Source organism: Nocardia cyriacigeorgica (assembly GCF_005863245.1).
In the GTDB taxonomy this organism is placed as follows: Bacteria; Actinomycetota; Actinomycetes; order Mycobacteriales; family Mycobacteriaceae; genus Nocardia; species Nocardia cyriacigeorgica_C.
In genome coordinates, this window is the sequence record NZ_VBUT01000008.1 from 46,609 (window position 1) to 64,624 (window position 18,016).

17 protein-coding genes are annotated in these 18,016 nt (G+C 66.6%); 8 read left to right on the plus strand and 9 right to left on the minus strand.

Translation table 11 applies throughout. From position 1 onward, the window contains the following. The first annotated feature begins 96 nt into the window (after window positions 1-96). Together groL and FEK34_RS20515 are read left to right on the plus strand one after the other, a co-directional pair. Window positions 97-1,722 carry a chaperonin GroEL gene (gene groL, locus FEK34_RS20510; protein WP_138450022.1) on the plus strand — a complete coding sequence of 542 codons (1,626 nt, stop codon included), beginning with the start codon at window positions 97-99 and terminating at the stop codon, window positions 1,720-1,722. A gap of 126 nt (window positions 1,723-1,848) precedes the next feature. Next, entirely contained in the window at window positions 1,849-2,304 is a 456-nt protein-coding gene (locus FEK34_RS20515; protein ID WP_138450025.1) for a hypothetical protein, read from the plus strand. A 232-nt stretch (window positions 2,305-2,536) separates the two neighbouring features. Here the strand turns inward: FEK34_RS20515 and FEK34_RS20520 are convergent, their stop codons facing one another. The 6 genes from FEK34_RS20520 to FEK34_RS20540 all read right to left on the minus strand — a co-directional run bounded on the left by FEK34_RS20520 (window position 2,537) and on the right by FEK34_RS20540 (window position 6,420). After that, window positions 2,537-3,214, minus strand: a complete 678-nt coding sequence (locus FEK34_RS20520; protein WP_138450522.1) for a hypothetical protein — start codon at window positions 3,212-3,214, stop codon at window positions 2,537-2,539. Window positions 3,215-3,387: 173 nt separating this feature from the next. Then, a complete protein-coding gene (locus tag FEK34_RS30090) occupies window positions 3,388-3,549 on the minus strand; it encodes a hypothetical protein (protein WP_171048312.1) in 162 nt (53 codons plus the stop codon). Window positions 3,550-3,590: 41 nt separating this feature from the next. Next, window positions 3,591-3,935: a DUF4288 domain-containing protein gene (locus FEK34_RS20525; RefSeq protein ID WP_138450027.1), complete on the minus strand. Its 345-nt coding sequence runs from the start codon at window positions 3,933-3,935 to the stop codon at window positions 3,591-3,593. Between the two features lie 71 nt (window positions 3,936-4,006). After that, a complete protein-coding gene (locus tag FEK34_RS20530) occupies window positions 4,007-4,690 on the minus strand; it encodes a DNA-binding protein (RefSeq protein ID WP_138450030.1) in 684 nt (227 codons plus the stop codon). A gap of 204 nt (window positions 4,691-4,894) precedes the next feature. Next, on the minus strand, window positions 4,895-5,755 hold the full coding sequence (locus FEK34_RS20535) for an alpha/beta hydrolase family protein (RefSeq protein ID WP_138450033.1): 861 nt from the start codon (window positions 5,753-5,755) through the stop codon (window positions 4,895-4,897). Between the two features lie 32 nt (window positions 5,756-5,787). Further along, window positions 5,788-6,420, minus strand: coding sequence for a TetR/AcrR family transcriptional regulator (locus FEK34_RS20540; RefSeq protein WP_228783132.1), 633 nt, complete (start codon window positions 6,418-6,420; stop codon window positions 5,788-5,790). A gap of 391 nt (window positions 6,421-6,811) precedes the next feature. Between FEK34_RS20540 and FEK34_RS20545 the strand changes: the two genes are divergently transcribed. Beyond that, entirely contained in the window at window positions 6,812-7,498 is a 687-nt protein-coding gene (locus tag FEK34_RS20545; RefSeq protein ID WP_138450036.1) for a ZIP family metal transporter, read from the plus strand. A 59-nt stretch (window positions 7,499-7,557) separates the two neighbouring features. Here the strand turns inward: FEK34_RS20545 and FEK34_RS20550 are convergent, their stop codons facing one another. Beyond that, a complete protein-coding gene (locus FEK34_RS20550; RefSeq protein ID WP_138450040.1) occupies window positions 7,558-8,355 on the minus strand; it encodes an HAD-IIA family hydrolase in 798 nt (265 codons plus the stop codon). 96 nt (window positions 8,356-8,451) lie between these two features. Beyond that, entirely contained in the window at window positions 8,452-8,919 is a 468-nt protein-coding gene (locus FEK34_RS20555) for a MarR family winged helix-turn-helix transcriptional regulator (protein WP_249359441.1), read from the minus strand. A 120-nt stretch (window positions 8,920-9,039) separates the two neighbouring features. Here FEK34_RS20555 and FEK34_RS20560 point away from each other — a divergent pair, with 120 nt between their 5' ends. Beyond that, window positions 9,040-10,047: an SMP-30/gluconolactonase/LRE family protein gene (locus tag FEK34_RS20560; protein ID WP_138450042.1), complete on the plus strand. Its 1,008-nt coding sequence runs from the start codon at window positions 9,040-9,042 to the stop codon at window positions 10,045-10,047. Window positions 10,048-10,217: 170 nt separating this feature from the next. On the opposite strand, the gene FEK34_RS20565 is transcribed toward FEK34_RS20560, so the two are convergent. Next, entirely contained in the window at window positions 10,218-12,272 is a 2,055-nt protein-coding gene (locus FEK34_RS20565) for a prolyl oligopeptidase family serine peptidase (protein ID WP_138450044.1), read from the minus strand. 107 nt (window positions 12,273-12,379) lie between these two features. On the opposite strand from FEK34_RS20565, the gene FEK34_RS20570 reads away from it, so the two are divergent. From FEK34_RS20570 to FEK34_RS20585, 4 genes are all read left to right on the plus strand, one after another. Then, complete coding sequence (locus FEK34_RS20570; protein WP_138450046.1) at window positions 12,380-13,354, plus strand: dipeptidase; 975 nt, start codon at window positions 12,380-12,382, stop codon at window positions 13,352-13,354. Between the two features lie 149 nt (window positions 13,355-13,503). Further along, window positions 13,504-14,907: a dihydrolipoyl dehydrogenase gene (gene lpdA / locus FEK34_RS20575; protein ID WP_138450049.1), complete on the plus strand. Its 1,404-nt coding sequence runs from the start codon at window positions 13,504-13,506 to the stop codon at window positions 14,905-14,907. 285 nt (window positions 14,908-15,192) lie between these two features. Continuing rightward, on the plus strand, window positions 15,193-15,879 hold the full coding sequence (locus tag FEK34_RS20580) for a hypothetical protein (protein WP_138450052.1): 687 nt from the start codon (window positions 15,193-15,195) through the stop codon (window positions 15,877-15,879). Window positions 15,880-16,045: 166 nt separating this feature from the next. Further along, window positions 16,046-17,887, plus strand: a complete 1,842-nt coding sequence (locus FEK34_RS20585) for a hypothetical protein (protein ID WP_138450054.1) — start codon at window positions 16,046-16,048, stop codon at window positions 17,885-17,887. The last annotated feature ends 129 nt before the right edge of the window (window positions 17,888-18,016 follow it).

Genomic DNA, 18,016 nt, shown 5'->3' on the forward strand with positions numbered 1-18,016 from the left:
CCGTCGCGGGCACCGAGCCTGGCCAGCGTAAATAGGGTGACCCGACAATGCGGTCATCCTGTGTGTCAGCCTCATTACTTGGAGGATCTCACCGCAATGGCCAAGACAATTGCGTACGACGAAGAGGCCCGTCGCGGCCTCGAGCGGGGTCTGAACGCCCTCGCCGACGCGGTCAAGGTGACGCTGGGCCCGAAGGGTCGCAACGTCGTGCTGGAGAAGAAGTGGGGCGCCCCCACGATCACCAACGATGGTGTGTCCATCGCCAAGGAGATCGAGCTGGAGGACCCGTACGAGAAGATCGGCGCCGAGCTCGTCAAGGAAGTCGCCAAGAAGACCGACGACGTCGCGGGCGACGGCACCACCACCGCCACCGTGCTGGCTCAGGCGCTGGTGCGCGAGGGCCTGCGCAACGTCGCGGCCGGCGCGAACCCGCTGGGTCTCAAGCGCGGCATCGAGAAGGCCGTCGAGGCCGTCACCGCCAAGCTGCTCGACACCGCCAAGGAGGTCGAGACCAAGGAGCAGATCGCCGCTACCGCCGGTATCTCGGCCGGCGACCCGTCCATCGGTGAGCTGATCGCCGAGGCCATGGACAAGGTCGGCAAGGAAGGCGTCATCACCGTCGAGGAGAGCAACACCTTCGGCCTCCAGCTGGAGCTGACCGAGGGTATGCGCTTCGACAAGGGCTACATCTCCGGTTACTTCGTCACCGACCCGGAGCGTCAGGAAGCGGTCCTCGAGGACCCGTACATCCTGCTGGTCGGCTCGAAGGTTTCCACCGTCAAGGACCTGCTGCCGCTGCTGGAGAAGGTCATCCAGGCCGGCAAGCCGCTGCTGATCATCGCCGAGGACGTCGAGGGCGAGGCCCTGTCGACCCTGGTCGTGAACAAGATCCGTGGCACCTTCAAGTCCGTCGCCGTCAAGGCTCCGGGCTTCGGTGACCGCCGCAAGGCTCAGCTCGCCGACATCGCCATCCTCACCGGTGGCGAGGTCATCAGCGAAGAGGTCGGCCTCTCGCTGGAGACCGCGGGCATCGAGCTGCTCGGCCAGGCGCGCAAGGTCGTCGTCACCAAGGACGAGACCACCATCGTCGAGGGCGCCGGCGACGCCGAGGCCATCAAGGGCCGCGTCGCGCAGATCCGCACCGAGATCGAGAACTCGGATTCGGACTACGACCGCGAGAAGCTGCAGGAGCGCCTGGCCAAGCTGGCCGGCGGTGTTGCGGTCATCAAGGCCGGTGCCGCGACCGAGGTCGAGCTCAAGGAGCGCAAGCACCGCATCGAGGACGCCGTCCGCAACGCGAAGGCTGCCGTCGAAGAGGGCATCGTCGCCGGTGGTGGCGTGGCCCTGCTGCAGTCGGCTCCCGCGCTCGACGACCTCAAGCTCGAGGGCGACGAGGCGACCGGCGCGAACATCGTTCGTGTCGCGCTGTCGGCTCCGCTGAAGCAGATCGCCTTCAACGCCGGCCTCGAGCCCGGCGTGGTGGCCGAGAAGGTTTCCAACCTGCCCGCCGGTCAGGGCCTCAACGCCCAGACCAACGAGTACGAGGACCTGCTGGCCGCCGGCGTCGCCGACCCGGTCAAGGTCACCCGTTCGGCCCTGCAGAACGCGGCCTCCATCGCGGCCCTGTTCCTGACCACCGAGGCCGTCGTCGCCGACAAGCCGGAGAAGGCCTCGGCCGCTCCCGCCGACCCCACCGGCGGCATGGGCGGCATGGACTTCTGAGTCCTGCCACCCGGCAACACATCTCGAACCGGAGGCCGGTCCACCGTCTGGTGGGCCGGCCTCCGGCGTTTCAGCGGCCGGGATAACTACTGAACTAGTTTCGAAGTTGTGCCGTAGTATGGGTGCATGGCTACCCGGACCTTTCCGTTCTCCACCTTGATCAACAAGCAGACCAGCGTGTTCCCCGCGTTGGACGACGCCGACGTGATCCTGGAACGCCGCGACGCGGAGAACCTGGTCCTCATGCGCTCCGAGCGCTTCGAGGCACTGGTCAAGGGTCTGGGCCTGGCCGCGCGATCCCTCGCCATCGTCGCCAAAGCGAACCGCTCCCTGGCCGAGGAAGTCTTCGCCGAAGAACTGCCCTGGCTGGTGTGGCTACCGGAACCCGCTCGCCCGCAATGCGTTCGAGAGCTATTGGATCACCTACTGGCAGGTGCCGAGACCGGTCTGCTGCTCCCGTTCTCCCGCGCGCTCCGAGAGTGGCAGTCGACGGCCGAGGTCTACTCGGATCCTGAACTGGCGCAGCGACTGCGTGGGCCGTTCACCACCGGGGATGCGGAGGAGCTTCCGGCGCCCGATTAACTAGGGTTGCCCATGATGGGGGGACACAGTCCTGAGGATGAGGCTGTCACTGGGCCGATGCCGACGGTGAGCGCCTGGCTGTGATTGATCTAGCACTTGGGGCAATAAAACGCACGGAAAGGGTGTTATGGTGGATGGCGAGCAAGGAACCAGTGTTCCCGACCCTGCGTCGCGATAGCTGGTCTGGCCCTCGGTGTAGCTACGGCAGCCGGGGGCTGCTCTGTTTCTGGGGTCACTGGAACGGCTTCGCGAAGCGCACGCGTGCTTGGATGATGTCGAACAGCCTCTTTGTGTCGTCGGTGTGGGTCAGGGTGCGGCGATAGGCCGACGAGACCAGGTCTGGTAACCACAACAGCCGCTCCAGGCTCGGCGATGTCTGTAGCAGACGGGTCGGCTGTGGAATCAGCTTCTCGGAGATCAGCTCCTTGTGATTGAGCCGATCCTTGTTGCGGAAGTTGTTCTGGTTGCGCTCCTCTAGGACGAACAGGTCTACTGGCGCCCGCTCGTTCTCGCGGCCAGCGGCGAGCTCGATCGCAAGACCCCGGTAGCACGCGCGTCGAGCAGCCTCGCCGTCGCGGTCCGAGTCGTGGACAGGCGCCTGGAAAGCGATGATGGAGGTTTCAGGCCCCTCCGCCAGGAATTCCAGCATCTCTTGCGTCTTGGCGCGTCCTTCGGACTCGAGCAAGGCCTTCGTCGTATGCCACCAACTGCTCGCGGCGATTTCGCCCAAGCCTTCACGTAGTTCCTGCATCTGATCGAACGCCACAACCACCGCGGTAAAGATGTAGAACGTCGCCGCTGGTGCCACCACCGGATCCGCCACCTGATACGACTCGTCGAGATAGGCCACAGGCCCTTTGCAACGACGATAGGCATCGCTCAGAATTTTGCGCCTTGCCTCGCTCTGCATCACGGAGCGATCCTAGAGCTCCGGTCATCGCCGACCCGCATCGAAGCCCGATCCTGCAGAGTGGCAGCCGATTACAATCCGCGCGTGCAGCAGGTAACACTCCCGACTGTGACGGTCCATCGTGATGGGGCCGTACCGCCAGCGGTGCGAACCTCACATGCTGGACAGGGCAATCAGCGCGCGTCGGGCACCGTCGGTTCGCCACCGATCGGGGTGACGTCCGCTGAGGGTAGCTCAGGATCGTCCGAGATGATCTCCCGTAGATGCCGCGCCTGTGCGGGGGTAAGCCGATCTATGAGGTGATGCAGGTCCGCGTGGTCGGGTGTGGTGATCACAGCGTGAGCGTATTCGGTTGCGATCAGCGACGGTACGGCGGCTACACCAGGGGGTCCTTCCCGCCGAGGAACATCTCGAAGGACTTGTAGTCGTCGATGCTGGCGAAGTGCCGTGAGTACAGGTCAGCGGTGGGGGCGGAATTCAACGGTTCGGTGACCTCGTTGACGTCGACCACCGCATAGAGCCGGACGTAGCTTCCGTCCTCGGACTCGTACACCTCGTTGCGTACATGCTGGTCGGCGAGTTCGCGGGCCTGGTCCAGATCTTGCGCCCAGACGAGTACGAAGTCTTCGCGATAGTAGACACCACGGCCGCCTACTTTGCCCATCTCGTAGACGATCAAGGCGACGTGCGGTCTGCGGTCGATCGCTGGCGAATCGGGCATGTTTCGAATCCGTTCTCGGGTAGGGCGGCTCGTACATCGGCACAGTGAGCTTCGAACCCGCCGAGAGCATTTCACGTCATTCTGGAGTCAGTTCGGTCCGGCCCACTGATCTCATCCATCAGCATGCGCAGCGTGAGCGAGTGCTTCTCCGGTGGCAGGGCGTCGAGGGCGGCGCGGGCGACGCGCACGCCCTGAATTCGGTCGCCTGCGCGGATGAGCATCAAGCCGCGATGCATGTCCAGGTGGGTCGCGAAGCGTGGAAGTTCGGGCGGTAGCGCCGCGCTCGCATCTTCCTGCGCCGCGAGGGCTGTCTTCTCATCGCCGAGCCGGGCCGCCAGCAGAGACAGGAAGACGTTCACCCGCCACCACGGCACTGCGTAGTCGGAGGTCTGCTGCTCCGAGTACGAGGTGTCGAATTCTCGCCGACCGGCGTCGATCAGGTCCTCGGCCGTCGTTCGGTCGCCCTGTAGCGCCGAGGCATGCGCTTTGCCCCAGAGTGCGTTCAGTCGCCCGAGACTGTGTCGTTCGGAGATCGCCAGCGCCTGATCTGCGAAGGTGTGCGCGAACGGAATCCCGGCTCCTTCGTAACCGAGCGCGATCGCCGCACGGCCGCGCACCCACACTCGGATATCGGTGTCACCGGACCGGTCGGCAGCCTCGGCCGCCATGCGATACCACGAGATCGCCTTGCGGCCATCGCTGCCCGGATAGGTCTTGGCGAACAGCGTCATCAACCGCGCCGCGACCGCCCACATGCGGGGAGAATCCAGCTGCTGTTGCAAGACGACCAGGTCGGCCGCCGATCGCTGTTGAATCTGTGCGCGGTCGTGGTCGGGCTACCCCTGCTGGCAATAGTTGCAGCCATTGCCCTGCCTCCGCGCGTGGTCGCGGCGACGTGGAAACGGTGTGGCCGCGCCTGTCGTTCGCGCGTTGGTCCATCATCGGACGGTGAACCCGAATCACCTGTCCCGCAACCACTTCTCGATCCGATCGATCGTGCTCACCGGATCGGTGATCCACCCGTTGTGCCCGAGCGGCCGGGTCTCGTGCCAGGTGGTGATGTCGGCGTTCGGCAACTTTTCGAGCAGGTGGCGGGCGGAGGGTTCGGGGGTGAGGTCGTCGCCGGTCATGGTGATGGACAGGACGGGAAGTTTCAGCCGGGCTATGCGTTCTTCGTAGTCGATGTCGGCGCCGACGGGGACGAAGCGGCCGGTGCGGGCCAGGCGGGCCCAGTCGGAGATCAGGACCTTGGATTGGCGGCCGAAACCGTTGGGGCCGAAGCGGTCGCCGGGCCAGAAGCCGGCCAGGTTGGCGGTGAGGGAGACGGCGGCGGTGCCGACGAGCATGCCGGGGCCGGTGAGGCCGCGGTATCCGCGGTAGTAGGGGGTGCCGGAGGCGATGAGGATGAGTCCGCCGAGGCGGCCGCGGATGCGGGCGGCGTACATGACGCCGAGCTGGCCGCCCATGCTGTGGCCGAGCAGGTAGGGGGTGCTGTCCGGGAAGCGGTCGCGCACCACCTCGAACATGGCGGGAAAGTCGACCGAGACCAGTTCGTGGTAGCCGTAGGTGCTCGACGAGTCCGGTTTGGGAGTGCTGTCGCCGTTACCGCGTAGCTCGGCGATGGCGACGTCGAAACCGCGCTCGGACAGTAGCCGGGCGAAGTAGCCGTAGTACTCGCCGGGGACGCCGAGGCCGGGCACGATCACCACGACCGGGCGCGGCACGTCCGGCGTCACCGGATGACGGTGGGCGCCCGAGGCCGACAGCAGCCGCACCGGGACGGTGCTGCCGTCGGGCATCTGGATCGGTACGGTTTCCACGCGCCAAGGCTACGCGGATCCCACGCCGTCGATCACGCTCCGACGGCACCCATGATGACCCGGCTGAGCACGCGGATCACATCGTCGAGGGGGCGGCGCGGTTCCGAGCCGCTCCATTCGTCGACCACGTAGTTGACGGCGCCGATGATGGCGAGCATGCGCATCTCGTAGTCGCCCGGCGGGATCTCGCCGTGCATGGCGGCGTCCTCGGCCGCGCCCGCGAGCAGCGAACCCCACATGCGGCGCAGTTCCAGCCGCAGCTTCTCCACCTTGGGCCCGGCGCCGACCACCTCGACCAGTGCCACTCTGGCCTTGCGCGGATCGGTGCCGATGGATTCCACGTACGCGCGGACCGCGGCGTCGATGCTCTCGACCGCGCTGGCTTCGGACCGCTCCGCCAGTGCCGCCTCGACCGCGGCGCGCGATTCCCGGTGGATCTGCTCGTACAGCTCGATCAGCAAGGATTCGCGGCCGGTGAACTCCTCGTAGAACTGCCGAGACGACAGCCCCGCATCCTTGCAAATGGCGCCGACCGAACTGTTGGCGTATCCGTCGCGCGCGAAAACGGTCAGACCGGATTCCAGAAAACGCGCACGCCGCTGGCGCTGCCGGTCCTCTACGGGTTGCCCGGCATACATTCGTCCCGTATTCGCATCCTGTGACATTGGGGCAGACAATACCGAAGGGCCCGATCCCCTCGTCATGGATCGGGCCCTTCGCCGCAACTGACGGCCGACCGCGCGTCGGCCGAGTTGGCAAGTCTGCGTCGGCTCGTTATTCGCTCGTGGCGCCGGGGCAGGCGAGATGTTCGACACTCACCGGCCTTCCCCATCGCCGACGGCATGCGAGCGACTATCCGAGCACGTCGGATGGAACACCTGTCAAACACGAACTCCGATCTGGGATTACCTGGCCAGTGTCACTGGCTGTTTACCGAATCGGACGATACCGAGAGCTACGTCGCGCCGGGCGATTTTGAAGGGAATTTCTAGAATTATTTCGGTGCATTCGGCGCGGAGCCCGGGGCGATTCAGCCCGCTGACCTACCGTGGCCGAATGGGGACCGCGCTGCTCTACGGATTGGGCACGGCAGTGCCGCTGGTACTCGGCGCCGTCATCGGCTTGCGCTGGACGCTGCCGAAGCCATTGCTCGCCTCGCTGATGGCCTTCGGTGCGGGCACCATGATCGCCGCGGTGACCAACGAATTGTTCGAGCCCGCGTTCGTCGAGGCCGGGGCCTGGGTCGCCGGCAGCGCGCTCTTCGCGGGTGCCACCGTTTACGTGGTCGCGAACCGATTCATCGAGCAGCGGCTCGGCCCCACCGCGATCGGCTGGGCCTTGATGCTGGGCACGGTGCTCGACGGCGTGCCCGAGAACACCGCGCTCGGCGTTTCGCTGGCCGGCGGTGGCGGCGTGGTGCTTCTGGTCGCGGTGGCGGTGGGCAATGTGCCCGAGGCCATCGGGGGTTCGGCGCTGATGCGTGACCGGCACGGCTTCGCGCCCGGGCGAGCGCTGACGCTGTGGACTATCACCGGTGTCGTGCTCGTTGTGGTGACGGTGCTGGGAAACCTGCTCTCCGACAACCTTTCCGGGACCCAGATCAGCACCGTCCAGGCCTTCGCGGGTGGGGCGACCATCGCCGTGCTCGCGGATTCCCTCATGCCCGAGGCCTACCGCGAAGGGGGCTGGTGGGTCGGAATAGCCACCGCGGCAGGGTTCCTCGTTGCCTTCGTCCTCGGGTAGTTCCTCGCATACCTTCCGATGACTTCGCACAAGGTCTAGCCCGCTCGAGACGCCACAAACTATGCGGAAGCCAACCCGGGCGGGAGGAGGTCGGGGAGGTTGGCTATCGAATCGATGATGTGGTCCGGTTGGTGCGCCGAGGATTCCAGGACCGAGGCGCGGAATTTGCCGGTGCGGACCAGGACTCCGGTCATGCCCACTGCTTGGGCGGCCAGCACATCCGAATGCAGGTCGTCGCCGATCATGAGGACCTGTTCGGGGGTGAGGTCCATGGTCGCGGCGCAGGTGCGGAAGCCGGTGGGCGAGGGTTTTCCGACGACGGTGATGGTGGCGTTGCCTGCGGCTTCGAGGCCGGGCAGGTAGGTGCCGGTGTCGATGCGAAGGCCGTCGTCGGTGGCCCAGGTCATGCCGCCCTGCATGGCGACGACGGGCACGCCGTCGAGCATCAGTTCGACGACGCGGCTGAGGGCGCGGTGGGTGAATTCGGGGCCCGCGCCACCCAATACGACCACGTCGGGGTCGGTGTCATCGAGTTCCAGCTCGGTGAGGTCGGCGTCGATATCGCCGTGGTTGAGCACCCAGGTGCGGGCGTTCGGGTGGTGGCGGCGCAGGTATTCGACGGTCAAGCGCGCCGCGGTGACGATCTCGTCGGCCGACACCTCGATGCCCGCCGCGCACAGCCGTTCGGCGATCTCGGCCTGGGTGCGCGAGGTGGTGTTGGTCAGGAACGCGCGGCGCAGACCCCGTTCAGCGAGGCGCCGGACGGCGTCGGCCGCTCCGGGCAGGGCCCGCCATGAAGTGACCAGCACGCCGTCGATGTCGTAGAGGATGCCTGCTGTCCGATGCAGATCAGCCATAGCGTCACTGTAGACCCGAAACCAGCGGTGGCAGCGCGGTGCGGATGCCGAGGGCGGAGTCGAAAGATGCGGGAGCGGAGGCGGATCGGCGGCTACTCAGCTGCGCTCCGGTGCTGCGGGCGCGTCCACGCGGGTGGCGTCGAAGAGGTCGGCGCAGCGGGTGAGCAGATCGATCAAGGTCTGCCGCTCGTCTTCGGTGAAGCCCGCGGCGACGGCACGCTCCACGGCGATAGCGCGGGCGTCCGCATCGCGCATGGCCTTCTCTCCCGCCTCGGTGAGCCTCGTTTCGAGCACGTTCTTGTGCCAGGCGTGTGGGGTCCGTTCGATCAGGCCGCGGTCGACGAGGTTGGTGAGCACGGTGTTCATCGTCGGCGGCGTCACCCCGCAGAGGCGGGCGAGGGCGGCGGCGGAGATGCCCGGGTTCTCGACCAGATACAGCAGGGCCGCGTATTGCGACACGGTGACGCCCGCCGGTTTCAGGGCCGCGTTCTTGGCCGCGTTGAGCGCCTGCTCGGCGCGCTTGATGTAGGAGCCGATGCGTTCGGCGGCGGGCATGGGCGTCATACATGGCATCGTATCCACCCTTCGGTTCGTTAGAGCCTTGACGCTAGTTAGAACTCTAATCTACATTCGTGGCCGATCGATCATATGACTTCACATGAATACGTCGAGAGGGCTCGAATCATGCTTCAGATTGCGCGTCGCCGCTGGTCGGCAGCGGTAATTGCGACGGCCGCGCTTGCCGTCGCCGGTTGTGGCGCCGATGCGGAGTCGGCGCAACCCGCGCCGCGGATCGACACGGCCTTCGAACTGCCAGGGGATCGGGTCTACCCGGAGGGGATCGCCGCCGACGAGCGCACCGGCGATATCTACGTCGGCTCCTTCGGCGACGGCACCATCTACCGGGCGGCGCCGGGTGCCGAACGAGCCGAGGTGTTCCTGCCCAGCGGCACCGACGGACGCAAAACCGCCAACGGGCTGCGGGTGGATCGGGACGGGCGATTGTGGGTGCTCGACTCGACCGCAGGCGTCGCGGTATACGACATCGCCTCGCGTGAGCTGCTGGCCCGGTTCGACGTCGCCGGTGCCGGGGAGCGCTTCGTCAACGACATCGTGATCACCGCCGACGGCGCCGCCTACGTCACCGACAGCAAAACCGCAGTGGTGTACCGGATCACGGCCGACGACCTGACCCGCACGATCGCCCAGGGCGGACGCGGTGAACTCACCCCCGCCTTCGACCTGAAGCCCGCCCTCGAACCGCACGGCCCCGAGGCCTACACCCTCAACGGCATCACCGCCGACGCGGCGGGCAGCTACTTACTCGTCGTCGATTCGACCGGCGGCGACCTCTACCGCGTCGACCTCGGCGGTGACGCCGGCAGTCCGATCAGCAAGGTGGCGTTGAACAGCGGCGACGTCGCGATGGGTGACGGCCTCGACCTGGACGGCAGCACCCTGCTGGTCGCCCAGAATACGAAAAACATCCTCGCCCGTTGGACCCTCGCCCCGGACGGAACCAGCGCGACCCGTGCGGCGGAACTGTCCGATGTAACCCTTGCGGTACCAACGACATTGGTGCACGACGGTGACCGAACCCTTGTCGTTTCCTCCCAATTCGACAAGGGCGGCCCGCTCGGCGCCGGGACTCCGGTCACCCCGTTCCGCATCCTGTCGGTAACCGGAATCTGAACTGTCACCGGCAAACACAGATGCCACCCACTCGGGCGCGTCGGAGGTATCCGTGACTCCGGACTGCCCGTTCAGTGGACAAGATCTGTGGGTTGCGAGTAACGGGGCCCGTCCTCGTCGACTGCCGTGCCGCACCACCGAGCACCGGCGACTGGGACGAGCCCGGCCGGCTAGCTCTTCTCCACCAGCATCTGCGTGAAGAACTCGTAGATCAACGCCGCCTGGAACGCCGACTGCTTGTTGTCGGCGGCTCCGCCGTGCCCGCCCTCGATGTTCTCGTGGTACCAGACCTGGTGCCCGAGCTGTTCCAGCAGCGCCGCCATCTTGCGGGCGTGGCCGGGGTGGACGCGGTCGTCGCGGGTGGAGGTGGTGAGCAGGATGGGCGGGTACTGCTTGTCGGCCCGGACGTTCTGGTAGGGGGAGTACTTGCCGATGTACTCCCATTCCTCGGGGTTGTCCGGGTCGCCGTATTCGGCCATCCAGGAGGCGCCGGCCAGCAGGCGGTGGTAGCGCTTCATATCCAGCAGCGGCACCTGGCAGACGATGCCGCCGAACAGTTCGGGGTAGCGAGTGAGCATGACGCCCATCAGCAAGCCGCCGTTGGAGCCGCCGACGGCGCCGAGCTGCTCGGGTGTGGTGATCCCACGGTCCACCAGGTCGCGCGCGATGGCGGCGAAATCCTCGTACACCTTGTGCCGGTTGGCTTTCTGCACCGAGGTGTGCCATTCGGGGCCGTACTCGCCGCCGCCGCGGATATTGGTCATCACCCAGGTGCCGCCGCGTTCCAGCCAGCCCATGCCGGACGCGCCGCTGTAGGCGGGTGTGCGCGAGACCTCGAAGCCGCCGTAGCCCGACATCACCGTCGGCCGCGGAGAACCTTTGTGGTCGCGATGGCGGATGACGAAGTACGGCACCATGGTTCCGTCATCGGACCGGGCGAAGAACTGCTCGGTCTCGATGCCGTCGGCGTCGAAGAAGCCGGGCTCCTGCTTGAGGCGGACCGTCTCGCCGCCGACGGAACCGGCCAGCAGCGTGGCCGGCGTGGTGAATCCGCTGGTGGTGAGCATGAATTCATCGCCACCCTCGAGCGGGTCGAGGTTCAGCACGCCGGTGGTGGACATCGGCGGGGTGTCGGCGAGCGGTTCGCGACGCCAGCCGTCGTCGCCGGGAGTGAGGACGTACAGCTTGGTCTGCACATCCTCGAGGGTGACCAGCAGCAGATGGTTCTCGGTCCAGCCGTAGCCGTGCAATGCGGTGTGCGCGTCGGGTTCGAAGAGGACCTCGAAATCGCGTCCACCGGAGAGGAAGTCGTTGAAATTCGTGACGAGCAGGGAACCGGCCGGATAGGTGGTCGACCCGATTTCCCACGGCGACTTCAGCCGCACCAGCAGCCAATCCTTGTACCAGGACTCACTGGCATCCAGCGGCGTCTCCAGCTGACGCCAGCTGCCGTCCGCCTCGAGCAGATACACCTCTTCGTTGAAGAAGTCGATGGCGCGCCCGATGTAGTGACGCTCGTAGCCGGGTGTCCGGTCGTAGCCGGCCGACACCGCCACATCGCCGGCCTCGCCCTCGAACACCGTCTCCGCCTCCGCGAGCGGGGTACCGCGACGCCAGCGTTTGGCGATGCGCGGATACCCGGAATCGGTGAGCGCACCCGGCCCGAAATCGGTGCCGACATACACCGAGTCGATATCGATCCAGCTGATCTGCGATTTCGCCTCGGGCAGGAAGAACCCGCCGTCCTCCGGCGCGATGAATGTCCTGGTCTCCAGATCGAATTCACGCACCACCTTGGCATCCGCGCCGCCACGCGAGAGCGAGATGAGCGCACGGCTCTGCGAAGGACGCAGCACGCCCGCACCGCCCCACACCCAGTTCTCGTCCTCGTCGGCGGCGACCGCGTCGAGGTCGATCAGCACATCCCAGTCCGGGTCGTCGGTGGCGTACTCGTCGAAGGTGGTGCGCCGCCACAGCCCGCGCGGATGTTCGGCGTCGCGCCAGAAGTTGTACAGCCAGCGACCGCGACGGCCCGGGTAGGCGATCTTGGTGTCGGTGTCGAGCATGTCCAGGATGCGGCGCTGCAACTCGGTGAACCGGTCGGAGGAGGCGAAGCGCTCGACCACGACCTCGTTGTGGGCGCGCGCGAAGTCCAGGGCGGCCTCGCCGGTCACCTCTTCGAGCCAGAGATACGGATCAGTCACTTCCTCGTCAACGCCGCTCATCCCCACATTGTTGCCCAGCGGTGACGACCACCACGCGGCTACCCGGCACGGTCCGCGCCGAGACATAGGATGAGCTGCTCGGATGCTGAACTATCCAGGAGGTTGCCGTGCCGCCGTTTCTGTGGGAGCAGCACAGCTGCCTGCCGCTACTACCGACTGCCGACATCACCGAGCTGGCGCGCTACCCGCTGGGTTCGTACCTGTCGGTGAACGTCGGCTATTCGCCGCAGTCGAGTGCCGACACCCTCGCACTGCTGCACAAGTTCCGCGCCGACGCCCGCGCCGACGGACGGTTCCGGCTGGTCACGAAGGTGTCCGAGATCGGCGACCCGGACACCATCGCGCTCGCCTTCGACCTGGAGGACGCGGGCCCGCTCGACGGCGACCTGGACAACGTCGCCTGCTTCCGCGATCTCGGCGTCCGGTCCCTGCTGCCCACCTACAACCACGCCAACGCGGCCGGATGCGGCTGCCTCGATACCGAGGACACCGGGCTCACCGGCTACGGCCGCGACCTGGTGAGCGCGCTGAACGAAGCGGGTGTCTTCGTCGACGGAGCGCACTGTTCCCGCCGCACCGGCCTGGACCTGGCCGAACTCACCGCAGCCCCGATGATCTACAGCCACGCCAACTTCGACGCGGTGTGGGCGCACCCGCGCAACATCACCGACGAGCAGGCCAGGGCATGCGCGGACACCGGCGGCGTCATCGGGATCAACGGCGTCGGCATCTTCCTCGGCCACAACGGTGCACACGAGCGCGCCGAACGGGTGCGGGCCATGGCCGACCACATCGAGTACGGCGCCGAACTCGTCGGCATCGACCACATCGGCATCGGCTCCGACTACTCCTTCGACGCCGAGGACTTCAACCACGAACTCCGCACCAACCCCGGCGCCTTCTCCGACGCGTACACCAAGTGGGGTCCTTTGCAGTGGACCCCACCCGAAGACCTGCTCGGTCTGTCCGAGGTGCCAGGACTGGATGCGGTACTCGCCGAGCGCGGATTCAGCGATGCCGACCGAGCCGCAGTGTTCGGCGGGAACTTCCGCAGGGTGGCCGAGCAGGTCTGGCGGGACTGACCCCGCCCCGTCGGATCGGCCGGCAACCACGGCGTCCACCGTAATCATCGCGCGACGGCCGAAATTCCTACTCGCGAGTAGCCCGAGAGTCCTCACCATTGCGGGGGATAGGTGAGTGAACTTCCAGCAACAGCGTTAGGCTCGGTGCCGTGACTTCCCACTACGATGTCGTCGTTCTCGGCGCTGGTCCCGGCGGTTACGTCGCCGCGATTCGTGCCGCTCAACTCGGCCTGCGAACAGCGATTGTCGAGCAGAAATACTGGGGTGGCGTGTGCCTTAACGTCGGCTGCATCCCCTCCAAGGCGCTGCTGCGCAACGCGGAGCTGGCTCATATCTTCACCAAGGAAGCGAAGACCTTCGGTATCACCGGTGAGGCGTCCTTCGACTTCGGCGCGGCGTTCGACCGCAGCCGCAAGGTCGCCGACGGCCGGGTCAAGGGCGTCCACTTCCTGATGAAGAAGAACAAGATCACCGAATACGACGGTCTCGGTACCTTCACCGACCCGAACACCCTTTCGGTGGCGTTGAGCAACGGCGGCACCGACACCGTCACCTTCGACAACGTGATCATCGCGACGGGCACCGTCACCAAACTGCTGCCGGGCACCTCGCTGAGCGCCAACGTCGTCACCTACGAAGAGCAGATCCTCACCCGTGATCTGCCCGGCTCCATCCTGATCGTCGGCGCGGGCGCCATCGGCATGGAGTTCGGCTACGTGCTGAAGAACTATGGCGTGGACGTGCGCATCGTCGAGTTCCTCGACCGCGCGCTGCCCAACGAGGACGCCGACGTCTCCAAGGAGATCACCAAGGCGTACAAGAAGCTCGGCATCACCATCACCACCGGTGCGGCCGTGCAGTCCATCGACGACGACGGCTCCAAGGTCACCGTCAGCATCAAGGACAACAAGTCCGGCTCGGTGGAGACCGTCACCGTCGACAAGGTGTTGCAGGCCGTCGGCTTCGCGCCGCGGGTGGAGGGCTACGGCCTGGAGAACACCGGTGTCGCGCTCACCGACCGCGGCGCCATCGCCATCGACGACCACATGCGCACCAACGTGCCGCACATCTACGCCATCGGCGACGTCACCGCCAAGCTCCAGCTGGCCCACGTCGCGGAGGCGCAGGGTGTGGTCGCGGCCGAGACCATCGGCGGCGCCGAGACCATGACGCTCGGTGACTACCGGATGATGCCGCGCGCCACCTTCTGCCAGCCGCAGGTCGCCAGCTTCGGCCTCACCGAACAGCAGGCCCGCGACGAAGGCTACGACGTGAAGGTCGCGACCTTCCCGTTCACCGCCAACGGCAAGGCGCACGGCCTCGGCGATCCCACCGGTTTCGTCAAGCTCATCTCCGACACCACGCACGGTGAACTGCTCGGCGGCCACCTCATCGGCCCGGACGTCTCCGAACTGCTGCCGGAGCTGACCCTGGCCCAGAAATGGGACCTCACGGTCAACGAGCTCGCCCGCAACGTGCACACCCACCCCACGTTGAGCGAGGCCCTGCAAGAAGCCATCCACGGCCTCGCGGGGCACATGATCAACTTCTGATCGCGAACCGATCCAGCTCCGCCGACCCGGCGCCGGTGCCACCCGCACCGCGCCGGGTCGTCCGCGTTCCGGGCCGAAAATCGATTCGGTTTCCCCGATGATCCGTCTCGGCGGGCGACGGAACGCACGCGGCTCTTTATGTCTTCTTGATGCTCCCGAGCGCCGATTTATCGTTTTCCATACCGATCCTCGAATTTTGTAGTGCTGTTATTGATTGCCTGTTCAGGCGCCGTTCGTGCGGCTGTCGGGCCCATAGTTTCCGCATCGAGGAAAGTGTTCGAATTCATGACGATCAAGTCGGCAGCCGTCACCGTTCTTGCCCTGGCCGCCGTGGTGGCGTCCGCGTCGAGCGCGGGTGCCGCGCCCGCACCCGAGCCGGTGTCCACGCCGGGCAGCGCCGTGCAGACCGAGGTGCTGCCCGGTATCCGGTACACCGCGAGCGTGGTCGACAACTCGGTGGTGCTCCGGACCGATTCGGGTTCGCTGACCACGCGGGGTTCCCAGTTCCAGGTGCTCGACGATCAGGGCCGGCTGGTCGCCGGTATGCCGTTGACCTATCTGAAGGACGGGATGGAATGGCCGATCGCGGCCCGGGTCGACGGTGATACCGCTGTGCTGACCCCGAGCACCGATCCGGCGTCCGCTCGACCTGCGGCGATGTTGCAGCCGACGGCCGAGGAGCCGGTCGATGTGAACACCGCGCTGAGTACCGCCGCCACCCAGTTCGGGCTTGCCACCGCGGTCGGCACGCTGCTCGGGTCGTTGGTCGGCGGCGTGCTCGGCTGCGTGGCGGGCGCGATCATCGGTGCGCCGCTGGTGGTGCCCACCTTCTTCGCCGGTCCGGTCGGGCTGTGCATCGGTGGCGCCGCGGTCGGCATCACGCTTGGGGCGGCCGCGGGCATGATCGCGATCGGCGTGCCCGTCGGTGTAGCCGCTGCCATTCAGTTCTTCAATTCGACGGCAGCCAGGTGAATCGGATTCAGAATTAGTCCGCGCTGAATAGTGGGATAGGCGGCATCCGTCCGGGTGCCGCCTATTTCTCGTGGCTGGGTAACGCGGTGTAAAAAATTCCCTACGTGCGGTCAAGAGTCCGCAATGAAGGGGTCAGGATAATCGAATTCGTCTCTAGCCTCGATCGGTGGGTTTTCTCGGATTCACCTGGGCCGACGCCGGTTCGTTCGCCGGCGGGATGATCGGCGCCGCCCTGCTCGGTCCGCCCGGCGCGATGCTCGGATCGACGGCGGGCTCATTCATTGGCGGCGTCGTCGGCGATGATCGAAGTGCCGGCAGCGCGGCGGAAGAGGCCGTGGTCGCGGGGATCGGTGCGGCCGGCGGTGCGTGGGCGGCCAACCTCGGCGGGAAGCTTCTCAAAGACGGAATCACCGCCGCCGCGACCAAAGCTCTGCCGGCGAACGCGGCGCGTTACGTGGAAACCGGTGCGGCCAAGGTCCTGCTGCCGTGGAACAAATACGAGGGCAGTCTGCTCGGCGCGCTCGCCGGCGGGTTCGGTGGCTATGAGGTCTCGCCGCAGGCGCGGCCACCGGTAACGATCGACACCATCGATATCGGCAACGGCGGATGCCCGGTGGCGATGGGCAGATTGCGGAGGCCCCCGCAGCTGTCCCGGCCGATCGCCGATTCCTATCAGCGGCTGCCGGGCTACCTGTGCGACGTCTGGCGCAGCTTCGGATCAGGTTCCGGGCGGTCCGCCCCGGTGCCCGAACCGCCGCCGCGTATCGGGGATCCGGCGCGCAGCGGGATCAAGGAATATGCCGACCGGGCACGTGCGCTCGACGCCGCGATCGCCGGATTCGCCGCGCTCGATCGCAAGGTCGCGGCGATCGCGGCCGACAGCGCCGATATCGCGGAACAGGGACGCACAGCGGTGTCCACCGTCATCGACAATGTCAACCGGTCCGCGGCCGAAACCCCGGACGGCAACGCCGACCGGCACGCCCTCGACCTGCTGCACGGCGCGTTCACGGCGGGCAGTCAGATTCTCACCCAGGCGATCACGGCGACCGGTGACACCGCCGGGCGTGCCGACCGGCTCACCGCTGAACTCCGCAAGTTACGTTCGGAATTCGACGAATACCGTGACAAGCACCGGAATCCGCCCGCGAAACCTTCCGAGCGAGCGAAACCCGAGGACGCTGCGGCAGTGCCGGAAATCTCGATTACTGTCGGCGGCCCGGTCGCGGCGCCGGTCGTCGTCCCGCCGCCACCTTCGCCCGTTGTGGTCGTGCCGACGCCTGCGCCCGAGTCGGTTCTGCCGCCGAGGCAATCGGAATTGCCTGTATGGCCGTCAGTCGCAGCGCCGACGGCAGGGTCGCGACCCGCACCTCCCGTCGAACCGCCCGCAGTGGTTGCGCCGGGCTCGGATCAGACTGCGGCCGAGCGGGGTCCGTCGCCGTGGGTATCGGCGCAATCCGCAGCCGAACCGCCGGTGGCATTGATGCGGCCCACGCATGAGGTAGTCCGACCGCAGGAATCGGTTGCGCCGGAGCTTGTTTCGCCGCAGGCGGTATCGGACGGAACGACCGCCGATTCGCTGCCAGATGAATCGGATGCGCCCGTGACGCCATGGTCGCCTCCGGCGGCACCGCCCGAAACCCGGTGGACCTCAGGCACCGAGCCGCTGCCACAACGGTCCGCGCAGTATGCGGCCGACCTCGCGCGCGGTATGTCGTCCGGTCGCGCTCTGGATGAGCACGCGATACAGCCCCGCGGCAATGAAGGTTCTTCCGGGCGCACCGCAATGGCTACGCCGTCCGGGGTGCAGCAGTCCACCCCGACCCCCTGGACCTCGTGGACGAGAGTGCTTCCTTCTGGATTCGGCACTCCCTCTACGGCGGACGGACCTTCATCGTCGATCGGGCGGCCGGCACTTGATGCGGACTCGCTGGCGGAGATCTTCGCCCCGCTGTTCGAGCCAGGTCCGTTCACGATCGGGATGGTTGATATCAGCGAAGTTCGCTGAATCGGGTATCGTCGCGGTTGGGCATGTTGCCGGCCGGCAGGGACTGATCCGGGTGACGGCGCGGTCCGGCCTGCTGATGGCAGGCGAGGGCATTGAGCGGGGTTCGAAGCCAGATGCATTTGGGGGCCT